Below are 19,571 nucleotides of genomic sequence, written 5' to 3' on the forward strand. Positions count from 1 at the left end.
GCTGAAGGCGCACGCCTGGAAAGTGTGTTTAGGGTTAAACCTAACGAGGGTTCGAATCCCTCTCTCTCCGCCATATACAAAATGACCCGCTTAATGCGGGTTTTTTTGTATATGGCGGAGAGAGATGATTTGGTTCGAACTCTATGTTCGACAAAATGTATGGAACATTTTGCACCGCTTATAGCGCCCGAAGGGGCTGGTACATGGATGTGCCAGATTACATCCCGAACGGCCAGACACCTACTAGGCTAACGTATTTAACCCAATAGGCTTTTTCATTTACGCGGTTTAGAGTCGTGATGAGGACCCTCGGGGTTCGACAAAAATGTCTGGAACATTTTTGGACAGCCGTAGGCTGGTCGCGAAGAGACGAAATACAGGACGTATTTCACACTATTTGTAAGGAACAAATAGCACAGCCGCAGGCTGCCCGTAGGGCGAGTATCAGGGATGATATGAGTGAATCCCGACAAGTTACCTCCAAACCTTTCTATTTACTATTCTTTCAAATTGCGAATGATTATTTACTCGCTTAATGCGTTTTTTGCAGGTGGTATAAGGAAATTTTGTTCGTCTTCCCTTGACTAGTATTATGTTTGAAAAGTCAATCTATGCGTACTAATGTGTCGATATTATTTACAAGTTTAAAACTAGATAGTTTTAACTTGTTGAATTTTAATGATAATAATTATGGACTGACAATTGCTTTACATCATACTGAGACATTTGAGTGTTATTGGTATTTTTCGCAGTAATGACATTGAATATTTAAATTTACCGTAAATTACGGAGTCACTTATGCAAAAGATCGGTTTTCTCACCTTACTCGTTTGTTGTTCATCAGCTTTCGCTGGTCCTTCGGCGCCGGTTCCTGTTTCAGCTCCAGGTACTTTGATGCTTCTTGGCGTTGGTGTGGCTGCTGCACTGTATATTGCCAAAAAGCGTAAAAAATAATATCCACTAACTACTAACATTTCTAATATATCGTTGATATAAACGATTGTTGTGATGATTGGTAGTTTTTAAATAGGTTAGTCATTCGTGTTAAATGAGTGATTGCCGCGTTAGAAAATCAAACCTAGTAACTTAACTAATAGAGTAAAAGTTATATAAATATTGGAAATGAAAATGCAAAAACTTACTGTTCTTTCTTTACTTCTGTGTTCTGCGTCAGCTTTTTCTGGAACATTGGCTCCAACTCCTGTTTCAGCCCCAGGCACCCTTGCTATCTTGGGAGCCGGAGTAGCGGTTGCTCTATATTTAGCTAAAAAACGTAAATAAGTCGTTACTTCTTTAATTGCTAATAATTGATGGAATATATTTACAATAACTACGCTGTTATTTTTAGCAATGTTTTTTATGGGGCAATCATATTTTTTGTAATATGTGAGCTACTTGTTCCACATCGAGAATATCCTCAGGGATCTAGAACTCGATGGTTGAACAATGTATTGCTGGGCGGACTAAATATGTTTTTAGCCCGTTTTTTGCTTCCCATGTCGGCATTTACTATAGCGATATATGCTGAAAGTGAACAATTAGGCTTGTTGAATAACTTGTCTTTGCCTGTATACGTTCAAATTATTGTTTCATTTATTCTTATCGATTTAGCGGGATATTTGTTTCATCGAATTTCACATACCAACTCAATACTTTGGCGTTTTCATTTAGTTCATCACTCAGACACGAATGTTGATGTGTCCACAAGTATTAGGCATCATCCAGTGGAGTTATTTATCACTATGATGTTTTATTCTATTGTCATCGTTTTGCTAGGTGCACCGTTAATCTCAGTGATTTTTTACGAGATTTTTAGGTCTATAATTTCAGCCTTTAGCCATACAAATATCAAAATACCTTCTTCTATTGATCGGCTTCTCAGGTTAGTGATCGTCACTCCAAACTTTCATTGTATGCATCACTCTGCGATTAAACTTGAGACTAATAGTAATTACTCCAATGCTCTTTCGTGTTGGGATTATTTATTCTCTACATACAATAACAATGCGCCTGAGAATATTTCTTTAGGACTTGAATATTTTCGTTCTGATAGAGATAAATTCATAGACAGACTCATAACACAGCCAATTAGGTATAAAAAACCTTGAAAATAAGGTTAGTTTCTTCTTACCTACATTGTTTTGTGGAACTTCAATTTAATCGCTTTACCTAGTCAACTTGGTACTTCAAAAACTTTAGCCTTTTTATTTGAAAATAAGTTGCCCCACGTACTTCGGTATTTTCTTTTGTAATTGTTATAGTTACATCAATTTCATTTTTGAAATCCAGTTTATCTAATAGGCAATATATGACACAAGACAGTAATGAAGTCGCAGAACCCTCCCAGGGGAAACTGTCGGTGATCACACGTGCTTTTATTGAAAACAGTACTTTTATTAAAAGTTTTCTGCGGAGGTTTTTGCACTCGCAGCATGATATTGAAGATGTAGCTCAGCAGGCTTATCTGAAAGCCTATTGTGCAGAGCAAGAGAAAGCTATCGAACACCCTAAGTCCTACCTTTTTACAATTGCTAAAAATATTGCGGTTAATGAATTAACAAAAAAGTCGAACAAAATTACACAATACCTAGAAGAGTGTGGAGATTCAGTTGTCCCTGAAGAAAGCATGACGCTGGAAAGTGAAGTGGAAGCTGAACAGTCACTAGGCATTTATTGTGATGCTGTTGCCGCGTTACCCGAAGCTTGTCGAAGAGTATTTTTGCTGCGCAGGGTGCATGGTTTAAAACAAACTGAAATCGCTGAGACTTTGGGTGTGTCATTAAGAAATGTAGAGATGCATTTGCAAAAGGGCACTTTGAAATGTAGAGAGTTCGTCCGCAACAAACAGAAAATCGAAGCATTGCAAAATGATACTTGGCAAGATCCTCAAACAATTAACAAAGGGAGAAAGATATGAAAAACGTATTAAATTTTCCATCAAATGCTCCTTTTGATCAAAAGCAAATTGAGCAAGAAGCAATTGAATGGTTAGTTAAACTAGATGGTGACAGTGAGGCCACAGAAGGGGATTTACTTGCACTTAAAGAATGGATGGGGCGTAGTCCCGAACATGCTAAAGAAATCAAAAGCCTTAATGAATTTAACAGTGAGCTACTGGTATTAACTGAGCTAAATATTCCTTTAGTAAAACCTATTTCTAAGGATAACTCATCCTTGTCGAGGTGGGGCTGGGCTGCCGCTGCTAGCATGGTTGGTTTTGTATTTTTATTGCAACAAACTTTATTTCCTATGTGGTTTACTGGTGAGCAGTTTGACAACTCTAATGGCTATTACGCATCAGCAATTGGCAAACATACCTCAATTCCTTTGCCGGATGGCTCTATTGTAGTACTAAACACCAATAGTCGAATTAAGGTTGAATATACCCAAGATCACAGAAATATTTACTTGATACAAGGCGAAGCCCATTTTGATGTGGCTAAAAATAAAAACAAACCTTTTCGAGTGCATGCTGGTAAAGGCCGAGTCGAGGCTGTGGGTACTGCGTTTACTGTTTATCTGCGTAAGGAAGATGTGGAGGTGCTTGTCACCGAAGGTAAGGTTGAATTAGCTGAGTTAAAGACAACAGAAACTGCATCAACGTTATCGGGCGATGGTTTAATTTCTCAAAATGAAAACAAGGAGCCAGCACTTTATATTGCTATTCCTGTCGAGCAATTTGGAAGACTAGAGGCTGGAGAGGGTGCAACTATTTACGTTTCGCAGAGTAACGAAGTAAAACGTGAATTACCTAGCGTTAAAGTTGAAGTGATGGATGATAAACAGCGTAAACGCAGAGACACTTGGCGTGAAGGTTTTGTATTGTTTACTGGAGATACACTAGAAGACGTGATTACTGAAATTAGTCGATATAGCCCTGTTGAAATTGAAATCATTGACCCTGCTTTGAAAAAGATTCGAATTGGAGGGCAATTTAAAATAGGTGACCTCGATGGACTATTCGATACATTAGAATTTAGTTTTGGTCTTAATATCACCAAGCTAGAAAATAAACGAATAGAAATTAGTGCTGCTCAAATGGAAAACATTCGTCACTAATGGGATTGGCGAAGCAATAGTTGCTGTTTAAATTCGCCTTATGTGTAATTATTTGTAAGTAAACGGTGTTGTTGGGGTGGATGAATAAGTGTTTTTTATTTAATCCTATTTTTTTAGCGTTTTTGAAATTGTTTTACAATTCCATGTCGAGTCCTTTTAAATATAAAAATGCAAAATAAGTTAAAGTTGTACTTCGGTATTTAGTCATGAATTTGTTTTATTAGTGACGAGATCGCAATCAAAGCATAATTTAAAATAAATGATAGCGGGTAATTTCGTATGGAAATTAGAAGTAAACGATGGTTTACACAATGGAAAATTCAGATACTCATTTTATTGGTAATCTGTACTTCTATTGAAGTGAAAAGTGAAACATACGTTCTTAGCAATAAAAAAGCTACCGAACATCATGTAAACATTCCATCGTCAAATGCGGCAGAAGCGCTCAATTTATTAGCTGAGCAAACCCAAGCATTGTTAATTTTTCCGTATGATATTGCTGAATCCAGAATGGCTAGGGCCGTGATTGGAAACTATTCCATTAAGGAAGCGCTTGATCTGATATTAAATGGCTCTGGCCTGATTGCTGAAATCTCTGATAAGGGCGTTATTCGAGTACGCATCGAAAATAACGTTGAAATAACTAATAAAAAGAGAAACGGCATGAATACAAAAAAGACAATTTTAGCCTCAATGCTTGCAGCACTATTTACTACTTCAGCTGCAAGTGCTCAAGACAATACAGACAACAAAGCAGAAGAAAGCGAAGAAAAATCCGGTTTTATGGAGCAAATCATTGTTACTGGCTCTTCAAGTAGTGGCCTTACTGCTTTAGAAACCTCATACGGTGTTGCTGTTTTAGATGCAGATAACATTGTTGGTGCGCCAGTTGGCCTTACCGATTTAGTGGACTCTATACCAGGGTTGCAGGGTGAGTTCTCTAACGGCGAAACAAACTCTAACCTTAATGTACGTGGTACACAAGGTGGCTTTATGTCATTCATTAGCCTTCAAGAAGACGGTCTACCCGTACAATATTCTCCATTCTTAGCGGAGTTTGAACTTCGTTATGACCTGTCATATGACCGTGTCGAAGCTGTGTTAGGTGGCCCATCAGGTATCTTTACCGCTCAAGGTTCAGGTGCAACACTTAACTATATTTCCCGCATAGCAAGAAAGCCAGAAGGTGATGTGAGAGTGTCTGTCACTGACTATGGCCAACACAAGACAGAATTATTTTATGGTGCCCCTATTGGTGACAATGGATGGTTCGGCTCTGTTGGTGGTACTTTTCGTCAGGGAGATGGTGTACGCGATTTAGGCTTTACCGCATCAAGTGGTGGTCAGATTCGAGCCAATCTTATTAAAGAATTTGCTCAAGGTCAATTTACGATCGCTTATAAAAAAATTGATGATAAAACCCCGTATTATAATCCAGTACCTACTTTTACCGGTGGTTCGAATAGCCAATCACCAACCTCTATACCTGGATTCGACCTTCAAAAACATGCGCTTTCAGGGCCAGACACAAGATATTTAAATGCTAAAGGTCCAGATGGGTTTGAAAGAAGAGATATGGCTGATGGTAATGTATCACAGACAGATCAACTTACTTTAGGTCTAGAATACGATTTTGATAATGGTTTTAGCATCAGTAATAAATTTAGAACCAGTAGTATCGTAAAGATTGCTCATGACTTGCGTAGTGGTGGTGACTCTAGTGGTGGAGCGTCTCTTCTTTTCGAAGCAGAAGATTATGTTGATAGTAAACTTTCTATTCTTCAGGCTGGATTGCCTGATGCAGGGATTACCTCTGCTGAATTAGTTAGAGTAAATGATGGTCAAATCATCTCAGATCCATCAAGCCTTAATGGCAATGGTTTAGTTACAATCAATAAGCACAGTCAGTATGCTTACGAAACCGATTTCTTAGTCAATGATTTCCGCGTTAATTGGGAGAATAGTAAAGGCACAATTTTTGTTACTGGTGGTATTCAGAGTTGGGATGTGAATACATATAGTGATAATGCTGAAGATGAGCTGCTTATTGATATTAAGAACCAAGCAGAACGTTACGATGTCACTGGATATGATGCTGAAGGCAATATAGCAGGGCACCTTACAGACGCAGGTGTGACTACATACGGCTCACTAGATAATCACGGTAGCTTACAAACAGACTCCACAAACTATTATATTAATGCTGAAATTGATATCACTGATGATTTCCGTATTGATTTTGGTGCTCGCCATGAAGTGGCAACCATCACTGGTTTCAGTGAAGACATCGTCTATGGTGTTTTGATTCCTGAAGGTCAAGGTAATAATATCCTAGCTGATGACAGTCGAGCCGTGACTCGAAATGGTCATGTTTATACTGGAAGTGTTGATTACAATACGGACTCTTTAACTTTTGGTGGTAACTATACCATTACTGATAATTTAGCTATCTATGCTCGTTGGGCGTCTTCTGAAGATATGGCGGCTAATAATGAATTTGCTTTCTACAGTATACCTGGATGGGGAGGACCTGATTCTGGTCAACCCGCGCCAAATGCAGGGCTTAATCCTGATCCAACAGAGTTAGAATTTGCAGAAGTCGGTGTACGTTATCAAGGTGATTTTGTATCAGGTTATGCCACTTATTTCGATACTACTCATAAGAATAGCGGGAATGTTGAAGTGAATGAAAATGGTACAGCCAAAAACGTTTATGTAGATACTATTGCTAGCGGTCTTGAGTTTTGGTTTGACTTTAATGTAATGGATAACTTAACGGTTAATGTCAGTGGTGTACAAATGACCTCAGAACAGCAAGGCGCTGGCGATGTACCTGCTACCGCTACACCAAGACTACCTGAAACCCAGATACGTATTGCTCCAACACTTACATTAGGTAATGCTGAAATAATAGCGAGTGTACAACATTATGGTAGTCGCGCTGCTGACCGTGTTGGAACAAGTTTACCTGCGTATACCCAAATAAATCTTGGTGTTAATTACCCGCTAAATAATGATATTAACTTATCATTAATGGGTAATAACTTAACAGATGAATTAGGCTTTACGTCTGGTAATTTCCGTGGTGTTGACCAAGCTATGCAGTATCGTTATAACTCTGTTATACCAGGGCGTACGATTACATTTACTGCACATTATTCATTTTAGGAATAGTCACTAGTAACTCTAACTGTTTCAATTTGGATATTGGAATAGTTTGCTAAGAATTAATTAACCCGAGCTCAGGTTAACTACTTTAATCTTAGTATTAAAAGGGGATAGCGAATCGTTATCCCCTTTTTAATATCAAATTAAACGTCAATTTCTCACAATTATTTTAGGTGTTTTTATGCGTATTACCTTATTCGTTTTCAGCTTCATCTTAATCGCCTGTACAGAACAAAAAAGCATTCCTAAAGGTGAGTCCTCACTTTCTTCTGAACAAAAGGAAGTACTGCGTGTTTACCCTAACCACTCCATTCAACAAAATGGCCTTAGCCTTATTAATGCACTCTCTCAAGCGAGAACTCTATTAGCATCAGGAAAAGGCGTGGAGCTGAAATTAAGTGCTGGTACCTATTATTTAACTCAACCCATTGTTCTTGGCCCTGAGTTTTCAGGAACAAAAGAGCAGCCTTTTAGTATTGGTGCAGAACAAGCGGGAACAGTCATTTTTAGCGCGGCGAAGCAAGTCTCTGTGCAATGGCAAACACATAATCATTTGATGAAAGCTGATTTGTCAGAACAAGTATTCAATCAATTATTCATTAATGGTGAACAACAAATCCGCGCCAGATATCCAAACTTCGATGCAAGTGTAAAAGTATTTAACGGCCATGCAGCCGATGCGATTTCAGCAGAGCGGGTAGCCAAGTGGAAAAATCCAGTTGGCGGTATTGTGCACACACTACATGCAGGTCGCTGGGGCGGCATGCATTACCAAATCAATGGCGTTGATAAAAACGGCGAGTTAATCCTAGACGGGGGCTTTCAAAATAATCGTCACTCGCCTATGCATGAGAAGTATCGTTATGTGGAAAATATCTTTGAAGAGCTGGATGCGCCTGGCGAATGGTACTTTGATGACAAGGCTAACGTTTTATATTTTTACCCGCCAACTGGCTTGGATTTAAAAACTAGTACGGTTGAAATTTCTCAATTGGCGCATTTAATTGAGCTTAGAGGGAATGTAGAAAACCCTGTTAAACACATCAATATTGATGGCATCACCTTTACCCAAACCAGCCAAACCTTTATGCAAACAAAAGAGCCTTTATTGCGCAGTGATTGGACCATTTACCGCGGTGGTGCGGTTGTCATGGATGGAAGTGAGCATATTAGCCTAACCAATAATGTGTTTAATCGTTTGGGCGGCAATGCCATTTTTGTGAGCAATTACAATCGAGACATTAACATTGCAAGCAATGAAATTTATGACATTGGCGCCAGTGCCATTAGCTTTGTGGGTCACCCCTCAGCTGTGAGGTCGCCTAGTTTTGAATATCATGAATTTGTAGATATCGCAGATATGGACTTGGCATTAGGCCCACAAAATGAAAACTACCCCGCTCAATCCATTGCCACAGATAATTTAATTCATGATATCGGCAGAGTAGAAAAACAAGTGGCCGGTGTGCAATTGTCTATGACATCCAAGATTACTGTCAGCCACAACTCAATCTATCGTGTGCCTCGTGCAGGTATCAATGCCAGTGAAGGTACATGGGGCGGGCATATTATTGAATATAACGACGTGTTCGATACGGTGTTAGAGACAGGTGACCATGGTGCATTTAATTCTTGGGGCAGAGATCGTTTTTGGCACCCAGACCGCTCGAAAATGGATGCGCTAGCGAAGACTCATCCGGGACTATACAAAATTGATGCAATGCATCCCGTTATTATTCGAAATAACCGTTTTCAGTGTGATTATGGTTGGGATATCGACTTAGATGACGGCTCTTCGAACTACCAAATATACAACAATGTGGCACTTAGTGGCGGGTTAAAACTGAGAGAAGGGTTTAACCGTATGGTTGAAAACAATGTCATTCTGAATAATTCATTTCACCCCCATGTGTGGTTTGAAAATAGCGAAGATAGTTTCCGCCACAATATTATCTTGGCTAGCCACAAGCCCATCTTGAATAACTTCTGGGGCAATGAAATAGACCATAACTTTTTCACAACAGAAGCCGCGTTAAAGAAAGCGCAGACATTAGGGTTAGACAGTCATTCTAAATTTGGCGACCCAGAATTTTTCGACGCTGAAAATGGCGATTATCGGGTGAGTGATATCTCATTAGCCAAGAGCATTGGGTTCAAAAACTTTGCCATGGACGAATTTGGTGTGAAAACCCAACACTTAAAACAAAAAGCGGAACAGCCGCCATTTCCAACCTTATATCTCAGTAACAACGATTCATCTAGCTCAAATGAGTTGGCATTATTGGGGGCTAACTTCAAGTCAGTCATTACCCTTGGTGAGCAATCTGCCTTAGGTCTGCCTGAAATAGCAGGGGCGCTGATTTTAGACATCACAGCTGGCAGTAATGCAGAGCTAGGTGGGTTGAGAAAAGGCGATGTCATCGTACGGGTAATCGATAGTGAGTTTGGTGGTTTAGATAAAATCGTTAACATAAATGACTTGCTGACCTCTTATCGCTCAAGAAAGTGGCGAGGGGTGTTAGAAGTGGTAATAGTGCGAAATCAAAAAGAACAGCTTTTAGTTGTCAGCGTACTCGAATGATTTTAAAAGGGGCTTAGATTACTAATAATTGAGCTTGGATATTTTGTTTAGAGAAGGTCTGTCAGTCGATTAATTTATGAAGGATTCAGGTGTGAGTAATAACACTTATTTATTTAAACAATCATGTAATTCTATGCTGAACCATATTGTCGAACTCCCTGACGATCAGAATGAGATGGCTACCGATATTGAGTTAACCAAATTACTCAACGTTAGTCGAACGACAGTACGCTCATGCGTTGAACACCTAAGTAAACTGAACATAATTAAAAGAGATGGTTTCAAAAAGATAGTGTTACGTGACCCCGAAAGTCGTGATTTTTTTGATATTAAAGACAAGGATTTAACGAAAGATATTCAAATTGAAAAGTACTTTTTAAGTTTAATCAATACAGGAAAACTACTACCAGGTGATAAGTTTTCTGAACTTAATTTGGCTAAGAACTCGGGGTGCACAACGGTTACTGTGCGAGAGTTTTTAATCAAATTTTCAAATAATGGATTAATTGAAAAATCTCCTCGTGGTAGGTGGAAAATGGTGAAATTTGATAAGGAGTTTGCTCATGAATTGGCGTCGTTTAGAGAAATGATAGAAATGCGAGCCTTGATTGAATTGATCCAATACCCTAGAGAACATTCTGTATGGCGAGAGTTACAAGATTTATTACTCAAACATCAAGCAATAAGTCTAGATATGGAAAATCGCTATTTAGAGTTTCCTGACTTAGATAGGGAGTTACATATGATTCTGATGAAAAGCGGAAAAAATAGAGTGACACAGCAATTTTTTAATATTGTTTCTTTTGTTTGTCATTACCATTATCAATGGGATAAAACAGGTGAACTTGAACGCTTTAAAATTGCCGTCAATGAGCACATGGAGCTACTTCACAATTTACTGACTCACAATGACTCCGGTGCCATTTTGGCCTTAGAGAGACACCTACAAACAGCAGAAGAAACCTTATTACGCTGCTTAAATGACTTAGATAAATAGATGTTTAGATTTCAAAAAAATATAACGCATTCTTTTTCAGACCATCAACTACATGTTTTCATTTTATGGCCTAAACGTCAGTCAGTGTATTGTCTAAACTCAAAACAACCAGTCGATGTTAATTTTTAAGTGGGCGAGCTAAAGGCTTTTCCATGAGGGGACATTAGACTTAAGCCAAACCAATCTTTAATGGTATTTTTCATTCCTTTGTCACCTAAAATTTTGAGGTTGCCCTTTGAGATACTTTGATGCAACTGACAGTCTCCCATCCACACATTAATTAAGGTTGCTACATCAGTGGTAAAGTATAAGTCTACGTCTAGGCAAGGATCATCTGTACACAGGTCGCAATCTTTATCTTTCACAACAATCCACCAATTTGCATGCTCGTCCAAATCAGTAAAATGAAACTTCAGTACTGCGTGTCTGCCTGGTATTTTGTCACTCTTAATATTTCGACGAATGTCCCACATCAACAATTCTATGTCCTGATCGTCCAAGTCCATTTGCTTTCGCGCCCATTGCATACCCCATTCACCTAACTGCATCACAATGGGGCCTAAGTCTTTACCAGCTTGCGTTAGAAAATATTCGTGAGAACGGCCACCAGGGATCTTCTTTTTGATGAGCAAGTTGGCTTGCTCTAATTCGTTTAAACGTTTCGATAATAAGGTAGGTGATATTTTTGACATGGCTTTTTGCAGCTCATTGTAACGTGTACTGCCAATTAATAATTCTCGAAGGATTAACATTGTCCAGCGTTCGCATAGTACTTCTGACGCTTTTGCTATGGGGCAAAATTGGCCATATCGCATAATAATTCCTTTTGGGTGATGTTCTTATACTATTTAACCTGAGTACTGGATAAGCCGAACCTCTCGATAACGCTCTTTTTGTGCCTATCAGCGTTGGATTGTCTAGCAATAACACGTTATTACGTACGACAATCCGCCTTGCTATACACGAAAAATTTCGTTACCGAGTAATAATTCAGCTGAGGTAATTTGGCCGGTAATCACTAAGCCATTGAATTATAGTGTTAAATTAAACTTGAACGATACTTCTTATCCAGTACTCAGGTTATTTAAGCTATTACTACATAAAGTGTAGTTAGTTGCTACATTATCTGCACTATATAATAGATCCGGTAACTGAAAAAATCTTCCTAGTTTACAACAAGGAGATTTAAACATGTTACAACAACACACATTAGGCGCTCGGGTCGGCGTATTATTATTCAATAGCGTATCTTATTTTGTAGGATGCACAGCTTTAGTGTTACTCATATTAATTTTTGGGCATGTCATCACAGCTGAGAACGCTCCCATTTTTAATGGACCAGAGTTTAGTTCGCTATTTGGAACTATTATCTGGAACTTGGCTTGGGTGGTTGGTTTTGGGTATAAACATTCCTATATGGCGTCAATTAAGTTTAGAGACTTTATCATTCGTTTTATTCCAGAAGCTATGAATAGAGGGCTATACACCTTAGCTACAGGGGTATATTTATTTCTACTGCTATATTTTTGGTCACCTTTAGAAGGCAGGCTTTGGGATCTGGAAGGCTCTGCATACTTAATCGTGATGTCGATTTTTTTGTTTGGGTGGACGTTTTTGTTTCTAGCGACATTTATGATTGATCACTTCGAATTGTTTGGTTTAAAACAAGCTTTTTATTATTTCAAACAAAAAAAGATCCCCACATTGTCGTTTGTAAAAAATGGTTTTTATGCTTACGTTAGACATCCAATTATGACTGGCTTATTAATTGGCATATGGGTGGTACCAGTTATGACATACTCATTGCTGATGTTAACAGTAGGGTTTAGTGTCTATGTATTTGTTGGAGTGTATTTTGAGGAACGTAAGTTAAAACGCATACTGGGTTCTGTATACCATGACTATTGCCAACAAGTCGGAGGGTTAATTCCCAAAATACCTAAGAAGTTGCGAGCACAGAAAAATATAGGGATGTTGTAAGCTGTTTATCAAAATAAATACTAGGTATTGAATAGTAAAATTCCAACTGAATCAGAAAGTGAATTACATAAAAGACAGCCTTAAAATAGAGTGGGCTGTCTTTGTAAAAATATGTATTTGGCCAGACTTACCAGCAAAAACTATTGGCCCGTTATTTGTGTATAAGCCAAGTAAATATTTCTTGCATAAATACATAACTATCCTTGCCCCAATAGGTCGTTTTTCTTGGGTTTCGAAACTCACCGCTCATACGTTGTGCGTCTTTTTTGCCCATGAATATGGTGACCATTCCTTCTCCTAACACCACTATACGGCCACCGTTTTTTATCGATTTAAAAGCAGCAAAAGGTAATCCTTGGTTACCGTTTTTATCTACTTGAAATGCAAATGGAGTTCCCCCAACAATAGCTCTTCCGCCACTAAAGGGCAGTTCACGTATTTGTTTATTAATGTCACTTACGGTGGAGACAGCTCCAGCGTTATGTAAGTAGGGCGTGTCTTGAGTAAGCATCATGGAAAAAGGTGTAAGTAAGTTATTTACTTTTGTTTTATCTAAAGATTGTCGTTCTTCTTCGTCAATAACTAAAAATAAAGCTCCGCCTTGTTTGACGAATTCAACAATAGCTTTTTGTTCAGCGGGTTCAAAGTAGGTGTTGGGTGCTCGTAAATACAGTACAGAGACTCCCTTTAGTGATTTTGGTGTGATGGCACTCGTTGCCTCTACGATAGACACGTTAAGTTCAGAGGCGAGTTTTCTTAATTTGGGATGAGACGAACGTTCACCATGAGCTAGGTCAACTAATATTAAAGGCTCTTCAGATGCAATAGAGAATGGAAGGTATAATACGAAACAGAGTAAGGTTATTAACTTAAACATAAGAAAGCCTCAATGGTTTGGTTATAAAATTATGAATACTTGTATTTCCTTAGACCTGATCGGCCTTTTTAAACTTACAACCGTCATTTAAAAGTTTTCTAATGTCACTCATTCGTTTTCTTTATGAAAAATAAGACATATTACCCAATGCTAAATTGCTAGTTATTTTTTGATCAGGATCCAAGTATTAGCGTAATCAGGTAGGTGTTTATTGGCTTGGTGATAATCGTCCCAGCCGTAATAGCTTTCGGTTAAGAAATCTAGTTGGAATAGATTATCGTCAAATGCACCACCGGTATCAGCTAGAATGCCCATTTGACTGACTGAGGCGCCATTATTTAAATAGTTAATCATGAGCAGTTTTCCCAAGCCTAATTGGTCAACATTTCCGGCAAATGTCACCTGTGGTTTGACTTCAATTTTGTTACCGATTTCGGTGCCGTACCCCATAATCGAAGGGACTTCAGCAAAATACCAGTAGCGAGCTTGTGCTGTTTTACCAATACTGTAATCATAACTAATGCCATTGTTGCGGTGCACATTAAAATACCGTGTCTTACCTTCTACGTTTAACACACCTGTGCCTTGTAATAACACGTCATGTAATCCAGCTTCAGTTAACCAAATAAGTGGTTTGGCTAAATTGTTTTGGGTAAGCACACCTTGAATAATTTGCTGACGAGTATATTTGAAGCGAGTTAATTTCGACTTTTGCAACTCAGCTTCGGCTAGGGTTAAATTAGCTTCATCGTATGGCAAAGCATATAAAGCTTGATTAAATTCAGGCGTTTGAACTGCGCTTGCCCTTAATAACTTAGTGTAATACTTGGTAATAAATAACTGTTTGTCGGGAATGTTTTTTAGCAGTCTAGTTTTAACTTGGTTAGTACTTTTTTGGGCAATGGCATTGGCTTTGTCAGTATCAGCATGCCAACGGTAAAAGTGAAAATTTTCTCGTAAAAACTGACTATCTTGTAAGCGACTATTTTGTTTATTACGCACATCTTCTTTATAGGTGTTACAAATAAATTCAAGGGTGTTTTTAACTCTTTTTTCTGTAACTCTCTTTTCAGTAATGTCACTTTGGGCTAATAGTGCCATTGGCGGTGGTTGCGCATTTTCATTGTTCTCATCATTATTGCGGGCAATGTAATTAAGAGTGTTATTGGCGACCTTGCATAGATCACTGGTTTTAAATAATTGCATTTTGCCTATATTGGGATGCTGCTCTAAAACAAATTTAGCCGGTGCCGAATGGATAGAAAAACTTATACTGTACAAAATGAATAGAAAACAAGAAATTAAGTTGAAGAGAGGTTTCATCTGCGCAAGGGACCGTTTGTTGTATATATTTTATTAAGGTAAGAGTATTACACTTATTTATAACCTTCAGCAATCACGCGCTGCCCTTATTACTCAAGCTATTTTTTCTCATTCGTTTTTATTTTTAAAATATAAGGCATACTTGTTCTATGCAAGTTTGCGAATATTCTTACAAGGAGATAATGGGTTAAGTGAATAATATTAAGCTTACTCAAGATGAAAGCCTTTCTATAAAAGTCAGTTATCAGTTATTGCCTACTGACCAGCAACGATTCGATTTGTATTTCTCTTTGCCCGATGAAATGGGCATTAGTGCTAAAACCCTTTCGGAAGAACAATATTTTCATAGCAGTATTCAAAGTCATAGTGCCTATTATTCTGATGAAATGCATTTACCCTTAGTACGTAGTCGTTTTATCAGCCAAAAAAAGGGGGAGCAAAGTGATTACCGTTTAAATCTTAATTTGTTTTCTTATCAAATTCGTATCGCCTTAGACACAGACATAAAACAAACCCTTAAACTTAAAGAAAGCGAGGAGTTTTACCCTAAAGCTATAGAGTTAGCTGAGCAGATTTCAGGTTTATTAAAAAAATTACGTCGCTATACCCCGCCTGATAAAAAGCTAAAAGCTTACTTTGAAAATGCCGACAATTATTTGAGTTGGCGAGTTGAACAAGCTTTTTTAAAGCTATTATCACGGGCCCCTAAAAGTAGTGAATTTAGTACCGAAAGAAACTTCTTACTGGCCTTATGTAAAAGTGAAAATGAATATAGAACTAGCAATCAATATAACTCTGAAGTGACTTTGAGTGATCCTAACCGCATCACTAACAAAATGCGCTTGTTACAAAGGTTAATTGAGTATGGAGTGGTATTTCAAAAAGAAGTAAAGAACCTAAATAGTAATCTAAAACGCATGGTTAGAGGGTCTGTCACAGCCGTGATCATGGCTTTTGTAATGGTGCTAGTCTTGAACGCTCGAACTAACTTCACCGAGGTGACCATAGCCTTAGTGACCATGTTGGGCGTGGTGTATGGTTTACGGGAAATATTTAAAGAGGATTTAACTCGCATTATTTGGCGCCGTATCCAAAAGGGTTTACCTAAGTGGAAAGTGTTATACAGCCATAGTGCGAATAAGAGCCGTGTGGCCACTCAAACTCTTTGGTTAGAATATATTCGTAATAAAGATTTACCACGCAAGGTTGATGAGTTGTTTCAAATGCGCAGACAACAAAATAAACAATCTGCCCAGTTATTGCACTTTCGCAGTGACACCAAAGTTAACGCTAAAAGCTTTCTACCTGGTTATGACGATATCCAACAACGAATGTATTTTAATCTAACCCCCTTTGTTAGGTATTTGAAAAAAGGGGAAGGTCGTTTGTACTCGCTGGATAACAGTAAAATAACCAAACAAGCGGTTGAGAGGCGCTATCAAATTAATTTGGTTTTAGTGCATAAAGGTAATCAACAAGAACAAAAGATGCAGCGGTTTAAAATCACCCTAAATCGGTCCACAATTATTAATATTGAAGCCATGGGTGGTGACGTACAGGACTGACCTATTAATTTAAAAGGTACTATTTAAAATTTATAACTTAGTTGGATGGCGACCGAAGCGGCTTCTGGACGATAGTCACTTGAACGTTTAATGTAGTTACGCTTATTGTAATCTTTATCGATCCACCCCATTACATTATAGGCATTAAGGCTGATATCAAGTTTATCTGACAGGGTTTTATGTACCCCTAAATTGACAAAGTAGTTACCTGAAAACGCTTCGCCTTTTTGATCGTAACCAAATCGTGCTTGGTTGTTTTGGTTACGGCTATTATTGTAATCAGCCCAATCTTCAGCCCCTTGAAATCCCCAATAGATTCGAGCGGAGGCGGTAAATCTCCATGTTGGCTGAAATTGCCAGCGGTAAAACAACTTACTAATATGATTTGACCAAGTATTTAAATCGTTGCCAAAACCATAAGCTTTTGCTGAAATATATTGGCTGTTGTTAGATTGTTTAATATCAATTAATTTCGTGTAGCTGTGGCTCAATGATAACTTATGTGTGTCTTTTTCATATGAGACTTCAAGTTCACCACCCCACATGGATACTATTCCAACAGGTTGATTAAATCCTTTTATGAGTTCACCAGAGCTTTCATCTATTCTAGGACTGCTAAAAGACCAAAAGTCGATTTCTTGGGCAAATACAGCCAATTGGTAGTTTAATCCATCATGCAGCGTGTGGCTGTATGTGAGCTCAATTGATTCGAGGGACTCTTCTGATGCACGACCTCCTTCAAGATATGCACTTCTCAGGTCAAATTCTCCAGCCGTTTTAATTGATTTATTATATAAAAGTTTCCAAATTTGACTGTCGCTTTGAGTGAAAACTAACGACGTTCGAGGTGAAAAAAACCAGTCAGTATAATCATGTTTGTCATATCGAGCGCCAGTGAATAGTGTCCAATCGTTATTAATTTTCCACTGTAATTCACCAAAATAGGCGTAGCTCAGTACGGTCCATTCACCAGCAGCTAATAATTCATCAGGATCTCTTCGAACACCATTTGGGTATATGCCTGCTATAGAGGCTGCTATATTCGGGCTGCCAACACCAGGTAATCCCAGTGTATCGTACGATACTTCAGCTCCTAAAGCGGTTTTGATATTGACCATTTGTTTTTTGTAAATAAGTTTACTTGCGTATTTGTCTTCGCGGTAAGAACTTAGTCGTTGCGCATCAAGGTCATAAGTGTCACCTTTATAAGCGTTGTCACTTCGGTCGGAATCGACAAAATCGTAGCTGATATTGAAGAATAATTCATCGTCATTCGATAGAGGGGTATTCGTTTCAAAATGGGCTGAAAGTTGTTGATAACCAGGCTCCATGTAACGTTGATTGCCTCGGCTAAACTCAGTGTTATTACGAGAGTGTTCTGCTGCTACTTTGTCTCCCCCTTTTGTATACCTTAGCCAAGCGCTTATTTGTGTTTCACCCTGACTGGCTGAATCAAATTGTAAATGTAGTTTATGTTTAAGCCTATTTAACGAACTTCCTTTATCGTTTGGCAAGCTATAGGGTACTGGCAAGCCTGCTTGTAAGTATGGTTGGCCATTATATTCAGTATTAACAGATACAATATGTGGCGTGTATTTGTCACTTGCGCCAGAGTAGTCTGTCAATCCATAATAAAACATCAGGTTTGTATCTTTTTTCTTGCCTAATTGTTTGCTGTGTTTGACTTCTAGTGAAGTGAATTGCTCTATGGCACCTTGCTTAATTGTAACTTCACTGCCCTGAAAATCTTTTCCACTCAAAGTGGTAATATTGATCACACCCGAAAGAGCACCTGGACCATAAACTGCAGAGCCTGGCCCACGAATCACTTCAATTTTTTTAATATCTCCTAACATAGGCAAGTCTCTTTCCATGATAACTCCGCGTAGAGACTTTTCGTTCATCGCTTTGCCATTGACCACAAATAGATAGGTGTTTTCACGATCGTTAATAACACCGCGCATGCCTAAGTGTTGTGGGCCATAGTTGTGCCTGACTAGTTGTAGATTAGGCACCATAATCTCTAATAATTCATTTAAGCGACGAGCGCCGCTATCGATAATGTCTTGCTGGGAGATATAAGTTAATGAAGCTGGAATACGATTGTTTTGAGTGGAGGTTAAAGTACCAGTACTGGTATTTAATTGTAATAACTCTTCTAAAGAGTAATCAAACAAGCTGCGCTGCTCTTCGCTTGTTGCAATAGCGCTAAATAATGCGAGAAATAAAAGATAACACAGGCGTTGCATAAATTAATATTAATACTCTAAGTTGGAATTATTTAGGGTGCGTAGCATCCCATTCCACTCTCACCTTAAATTATGAGCTGATTTTATGGATGACTATAAACAATGTCAAAACTATTTAGGTAAATATATTGGACAATTTGTTAAATCAGCTAACCACTTTTATACTGATTAGCTGCAAGAATGCTGCCTAAATCATTAAACCTAATGCCTTTTTCTTTTAATAATTTATTGACCTGTTTACTGATCATTTGACGAATATAAAAGGGCTGGTTGGGCACAAAATGGTGAATAGTGTGTGTGTTGCCAAAATTAAAACAAAACAGTTGAAACGGCATAAAAATCCAATGGTTTAACACCTGAGTTTGTTGGATTAAATTATAGGCACTACCGTAATAATGCATAGAAGAAGTCACAAAATTTAAACAAGCAGAACGCAACAAGCTTGGCGCCACCCATATCACCATGCTCAAGTTCATCCAATCAACTAAGGTCATAACCCAATTAGGATAGTTCAACGTTATAGCAGTGCTTTCAACTACAAAGTTAACGCTATGAAATATGATAAATACGTAAAGGATCACGTAATAAACAGTAGTTAGCGGAAAGCCCGCATTAAATAAACGTAAAAAGTTATACCCTTTAATTTCTTTGGAAAACTGTTTAGTGCGTAACAACAATCCAAGTAATCCATCACATATGACTAATAGCCTTAAAAAGTGATTTTTGGTGCCATTTCCCACTAAACGTTCTTCAATATCCTGCTGGGTACCAG

General features: G+C 38.3%; 15 protein-coding genes. 10 read left to right on the top strand and 5 right to left on the bottom strand.

Annotation, left to right across the window (positions count from 1 at the left end; translation table 11 throughout):
* Positions 1-798 precede the first annotated feature (798 nt).
* The 8 genes from ACSHXM_RS15665 to ACSHXM_RS15700 all read left to right on the top strand — a co-directional run bounded on the left by ACSHXM_RS15665 (position 799) and on the right by ACSHXM_RS15700 (position 10,805).
* Positions 799-954: a PEP-CTERM sorting domain-containing protein gene (locus ACSHXM_RS15665; RefSeq protein WP_435690136.1), complete on the top strand. Its 156-nt coding sequence runs from the start codon at positions 799-801 to the stop codon at positions 952-954.
* Positions 955-1,128: 174 nt separating this feature from the next.
* Positions 1,129-1,281, top strand: coding sequence for a hypothetical protein (locus ACSHXM_RS15670; RefSeq protein WP_435690138.1), 153 nt, complete (start codon positions 1,129-1,131; stop codon positions 1,279-1,281).
* A 188-nt stretch (positions 1,282-1,469) separates the two neighbouring features.
* Positions 1,470-2,108 (top strand): sterol desaturase family protein, encoded by a 639-nt coding sequence (locus tag ACSHXM_RS15675; protein ID WP_435690140.1) that lies wholly within the window; start codon positions 1,470-1,472, stop codon positions 2,106-2,108.
* 200 nt (positions 2,109-2,308) lie between these two features.
* Positions 2,309-2,917: an RNA polymerase sigma factor gene (locus ACSHXM_RS15680; RefSeq protein ID WP_435690142.1), complete on the top strand. Its 609-nt coding sequence runs from the start codon at positions 2,309-2,311 to the stop codon at positions 2,915-2,917.
* Entirely contained in the window at positions 2,914-4,059 is a 1,146-nt protein-coding gene (locus ACSHXM_RS15685; protein ID WP_435690144.1) for a FecR family protein, read from the top strand. Before ACSHXM_RS15680 ends, ACSHXM_RS15685 begins: the two co-directional genes overlap by 4 nt.
* 279 nt (positions 4,060-4,338) lie before the next feature.
* Positions 4,339-7,227, top strand: coding sequence for a TonB-dependent receptor domain-containing protein (locus ACSHXM_RS15690; RefSeq protein ID WP_435690146.1), 2,889 nt, complete (start codon positions 4,339-4,341; stop codon positions 7,225-7,227).
* 181 nt (positions 7,228-7,408) lie between these two features.
* Entirely contained in the window at positions 7,409-9,808 is a 2,400-nt protein-coding gene (locus ACSHXM_RS15695; protein WP_435690148.1) for a peptide-binding protein, read from the top strand.
* A gap of 91 nt (positions 9,809-9,899) precedes the next feature.
* Entirely contained in the window at positions 9,900-10,805 is a 906-nt protein-coding gene (locus ACSHXM_RS15700; protein WP_435690150.1) for a GntR family transcriptional regulator, read from the top strand.
* Between the two features lie 125 nt (positions 10,806-10,930).
* Here the strand turns inward: ACSHXM_RS15700 and ACSHXM_RS15705 are convergent, their stop codons facing one another.
* Positions 10,931-11,620, bottom strand: coding sequence for a winged helix-turn-helix transcriptional regulator (locus ACSHXM_RS15705; protein WP_435690152.1), 690 nt, complete (start codon positions 11,618-11,620; stop codon positions 10,931-10,933).
* A 376-nt stretch (positions 11,621-11,996) separates the two neighbouring features.
* Between ACSHXM_RS15705 and ACSHXM_RS15710 the strand changes: the two genes are divergently transcribed.
* Positions 11,997-12,785: a methyltransferase family protein gene (locus ACSHXM_RS15710; protein WP_435690154.1), complete on the top strand. Its 789-nt coding sequence runs from the start codon at positions 11,997-11,999 to the stop codon at positions 12,783-12,785.
* Between the two features lie 151 nt (positions 12,786-12,936).
* On the opposite strand, the gene ACSHXM_RS15715 is transcribed toward ACSHXM_RS15710, so the two are convergent.
* Together ACSHXM_RS15715 and ACSHXM_RS15720 are read right to left on the bottom strand one after the other, a co-directional pair.
* Positions 12,937-13,662, bottom strand: coding sequence for a hypothetical protein (locus ACSHXM_RS15715; protein WP_435690156.1), 726 nt, complete (start codon positions 13,660-13,662; stop codon positions 12,937-12,939).
* 162 nt (positions 13,663-13,824) lie between these two features.
* Positions 13,825-14,868 (bottom strand): MltA domain-containing protein, encoded by a 1,044-nt coding sequence (locus ACSHXM_RS15720; RefSeq protein WP_435690158.1) that lies wholly within the window; start codon positions 14,866-14,868, stop codon positions 13,825-13,827.
* Between the two features lie 308 nt (positions 14,869-15,176).
* Between ACSHXM_RS15720 and ACSHXM_RS15725 the strand changes: the two genes are divergently transcribed.
* Positions 15,177-16,550, top strand: coding sequence for a hypothetical protein (locus tag ACSHXM_RS15725; protein ID WP_435690160.1), 1,374 nt, complete (start codon positions 15,177-15,179; stop codon positions 16,548-16,550).
* A 23-nt stretch (positions 16,551-16,573) separates the two neighbouring features.
* On the opposite strand, the gene ACSHXM_RS15730 is transcribed toward ACSHXM_RS15725, so the two are convergent.
* Positions 16,574-18,727, bottom strand: a complete 2,154-nt coding sequence (locus ACSHXM_RS15730) for a TonB-dependent receptor plug domain-containing protein (RefSeq protein WP_435690162.1) — start codon at positions 18,725-18,727, stop codon at positions 16,574-16,576.
* Positions 18,728-18,948: 221 nt separating this feature from the next.
* A partial coding sequence (locus ACSHXM_RS15735) for a fatty acid desaturase (RefSeq protein ID WP_435690164.1) occupies positions 18,949-19,571 on the bottom strand: 623 nt, incomplete at its 5' end.

The sequence above is a fragment of the Paraglaciecola sp. genome (assembly GCF_051252315.1).
Classification (GTDB): domain Bacteria; phylum Pseudomonadota; class Gammaproteobacteria; order Enterobacterales; family Alteromonadaceae; genus Paraglaciecola.

Coding starts and splice junctions, on each gene's coding strand:
- ACSHXM_RS15665 (WP_435690136.1), top strand. CDS start 799: ATGCAAAAGATCGGTTTTCTCACCTTACTCGTTTGTTGTTCATCAGCT.
- ACSHXM_RS15670 (WP_435690138.1), top strand. CDS start 1,129: ATGCAAAAACTTACTGTTCTTTCTTTACTTCTGTGTTCTGCGTCAGCT.
- ACSHXM_RS15675 (WP_435690140.1), top strand. CDS start 1,470: ATGTTTTTAGCCCGTTTTTTGCTTCCCATGTCGGCATTTACTATAGCG.
- ACSHXM_RS15680 (WP_435690142.1), top strand. CDS start 2,309: ATGACACAAGACAGTAATGAAGTCGCAGAACCCTCCCAGGGGAAACTG.
- ACSHXM_RS15685 (WP_435690144.1), top strand. CDS start 2,914: ATGAAAAACGTATTAAATTTTCCATCAAATGCTCCTTTTGATCAAAAG.
- ACSHXM_RS15690 (WP_435690146.1), top strand. CDS start 4,339: ATGGAAATTAGAAGTAAACGATGGTTTACACAATGGAAAATTCAGATA.
- ACSHXM_RS15695 (WP_435690148.1), top strand. CDS start 7,409: ATGCGTATTACCTTATTCGTTTTCAGCTTCATCTTAATCGCCTGTACA.
- ACSHXM_RS15705 (WP_435690152.1), bottom strand. CDS start 11,620: ATGCGATATGGCCAATTTTGCCCCATAGCAAAAGCGTCAGAAGTACTA.
- ACSHXM_RS15710 (WP_435690154.1), top strand. CDS start 11,997: ATGTTACAACAACACACATTAGGCGCTCGGGTCGGCGTATTATTATTC.
- ACSHXM_RS15715 (WP_435690156.1), bottom strand. CDS start 13,662: ATGTTTAAGTTAATAACCTTACTCTGTTTCGTATTATACCTTCCATTC.
- ACSHXM_RS15720 (WP_435690158.1), bottom strand. CDS start 14,868: ATGCAATTATTTAAAACCAGTGATCTATGCAAGGTCGCCAATAACACT.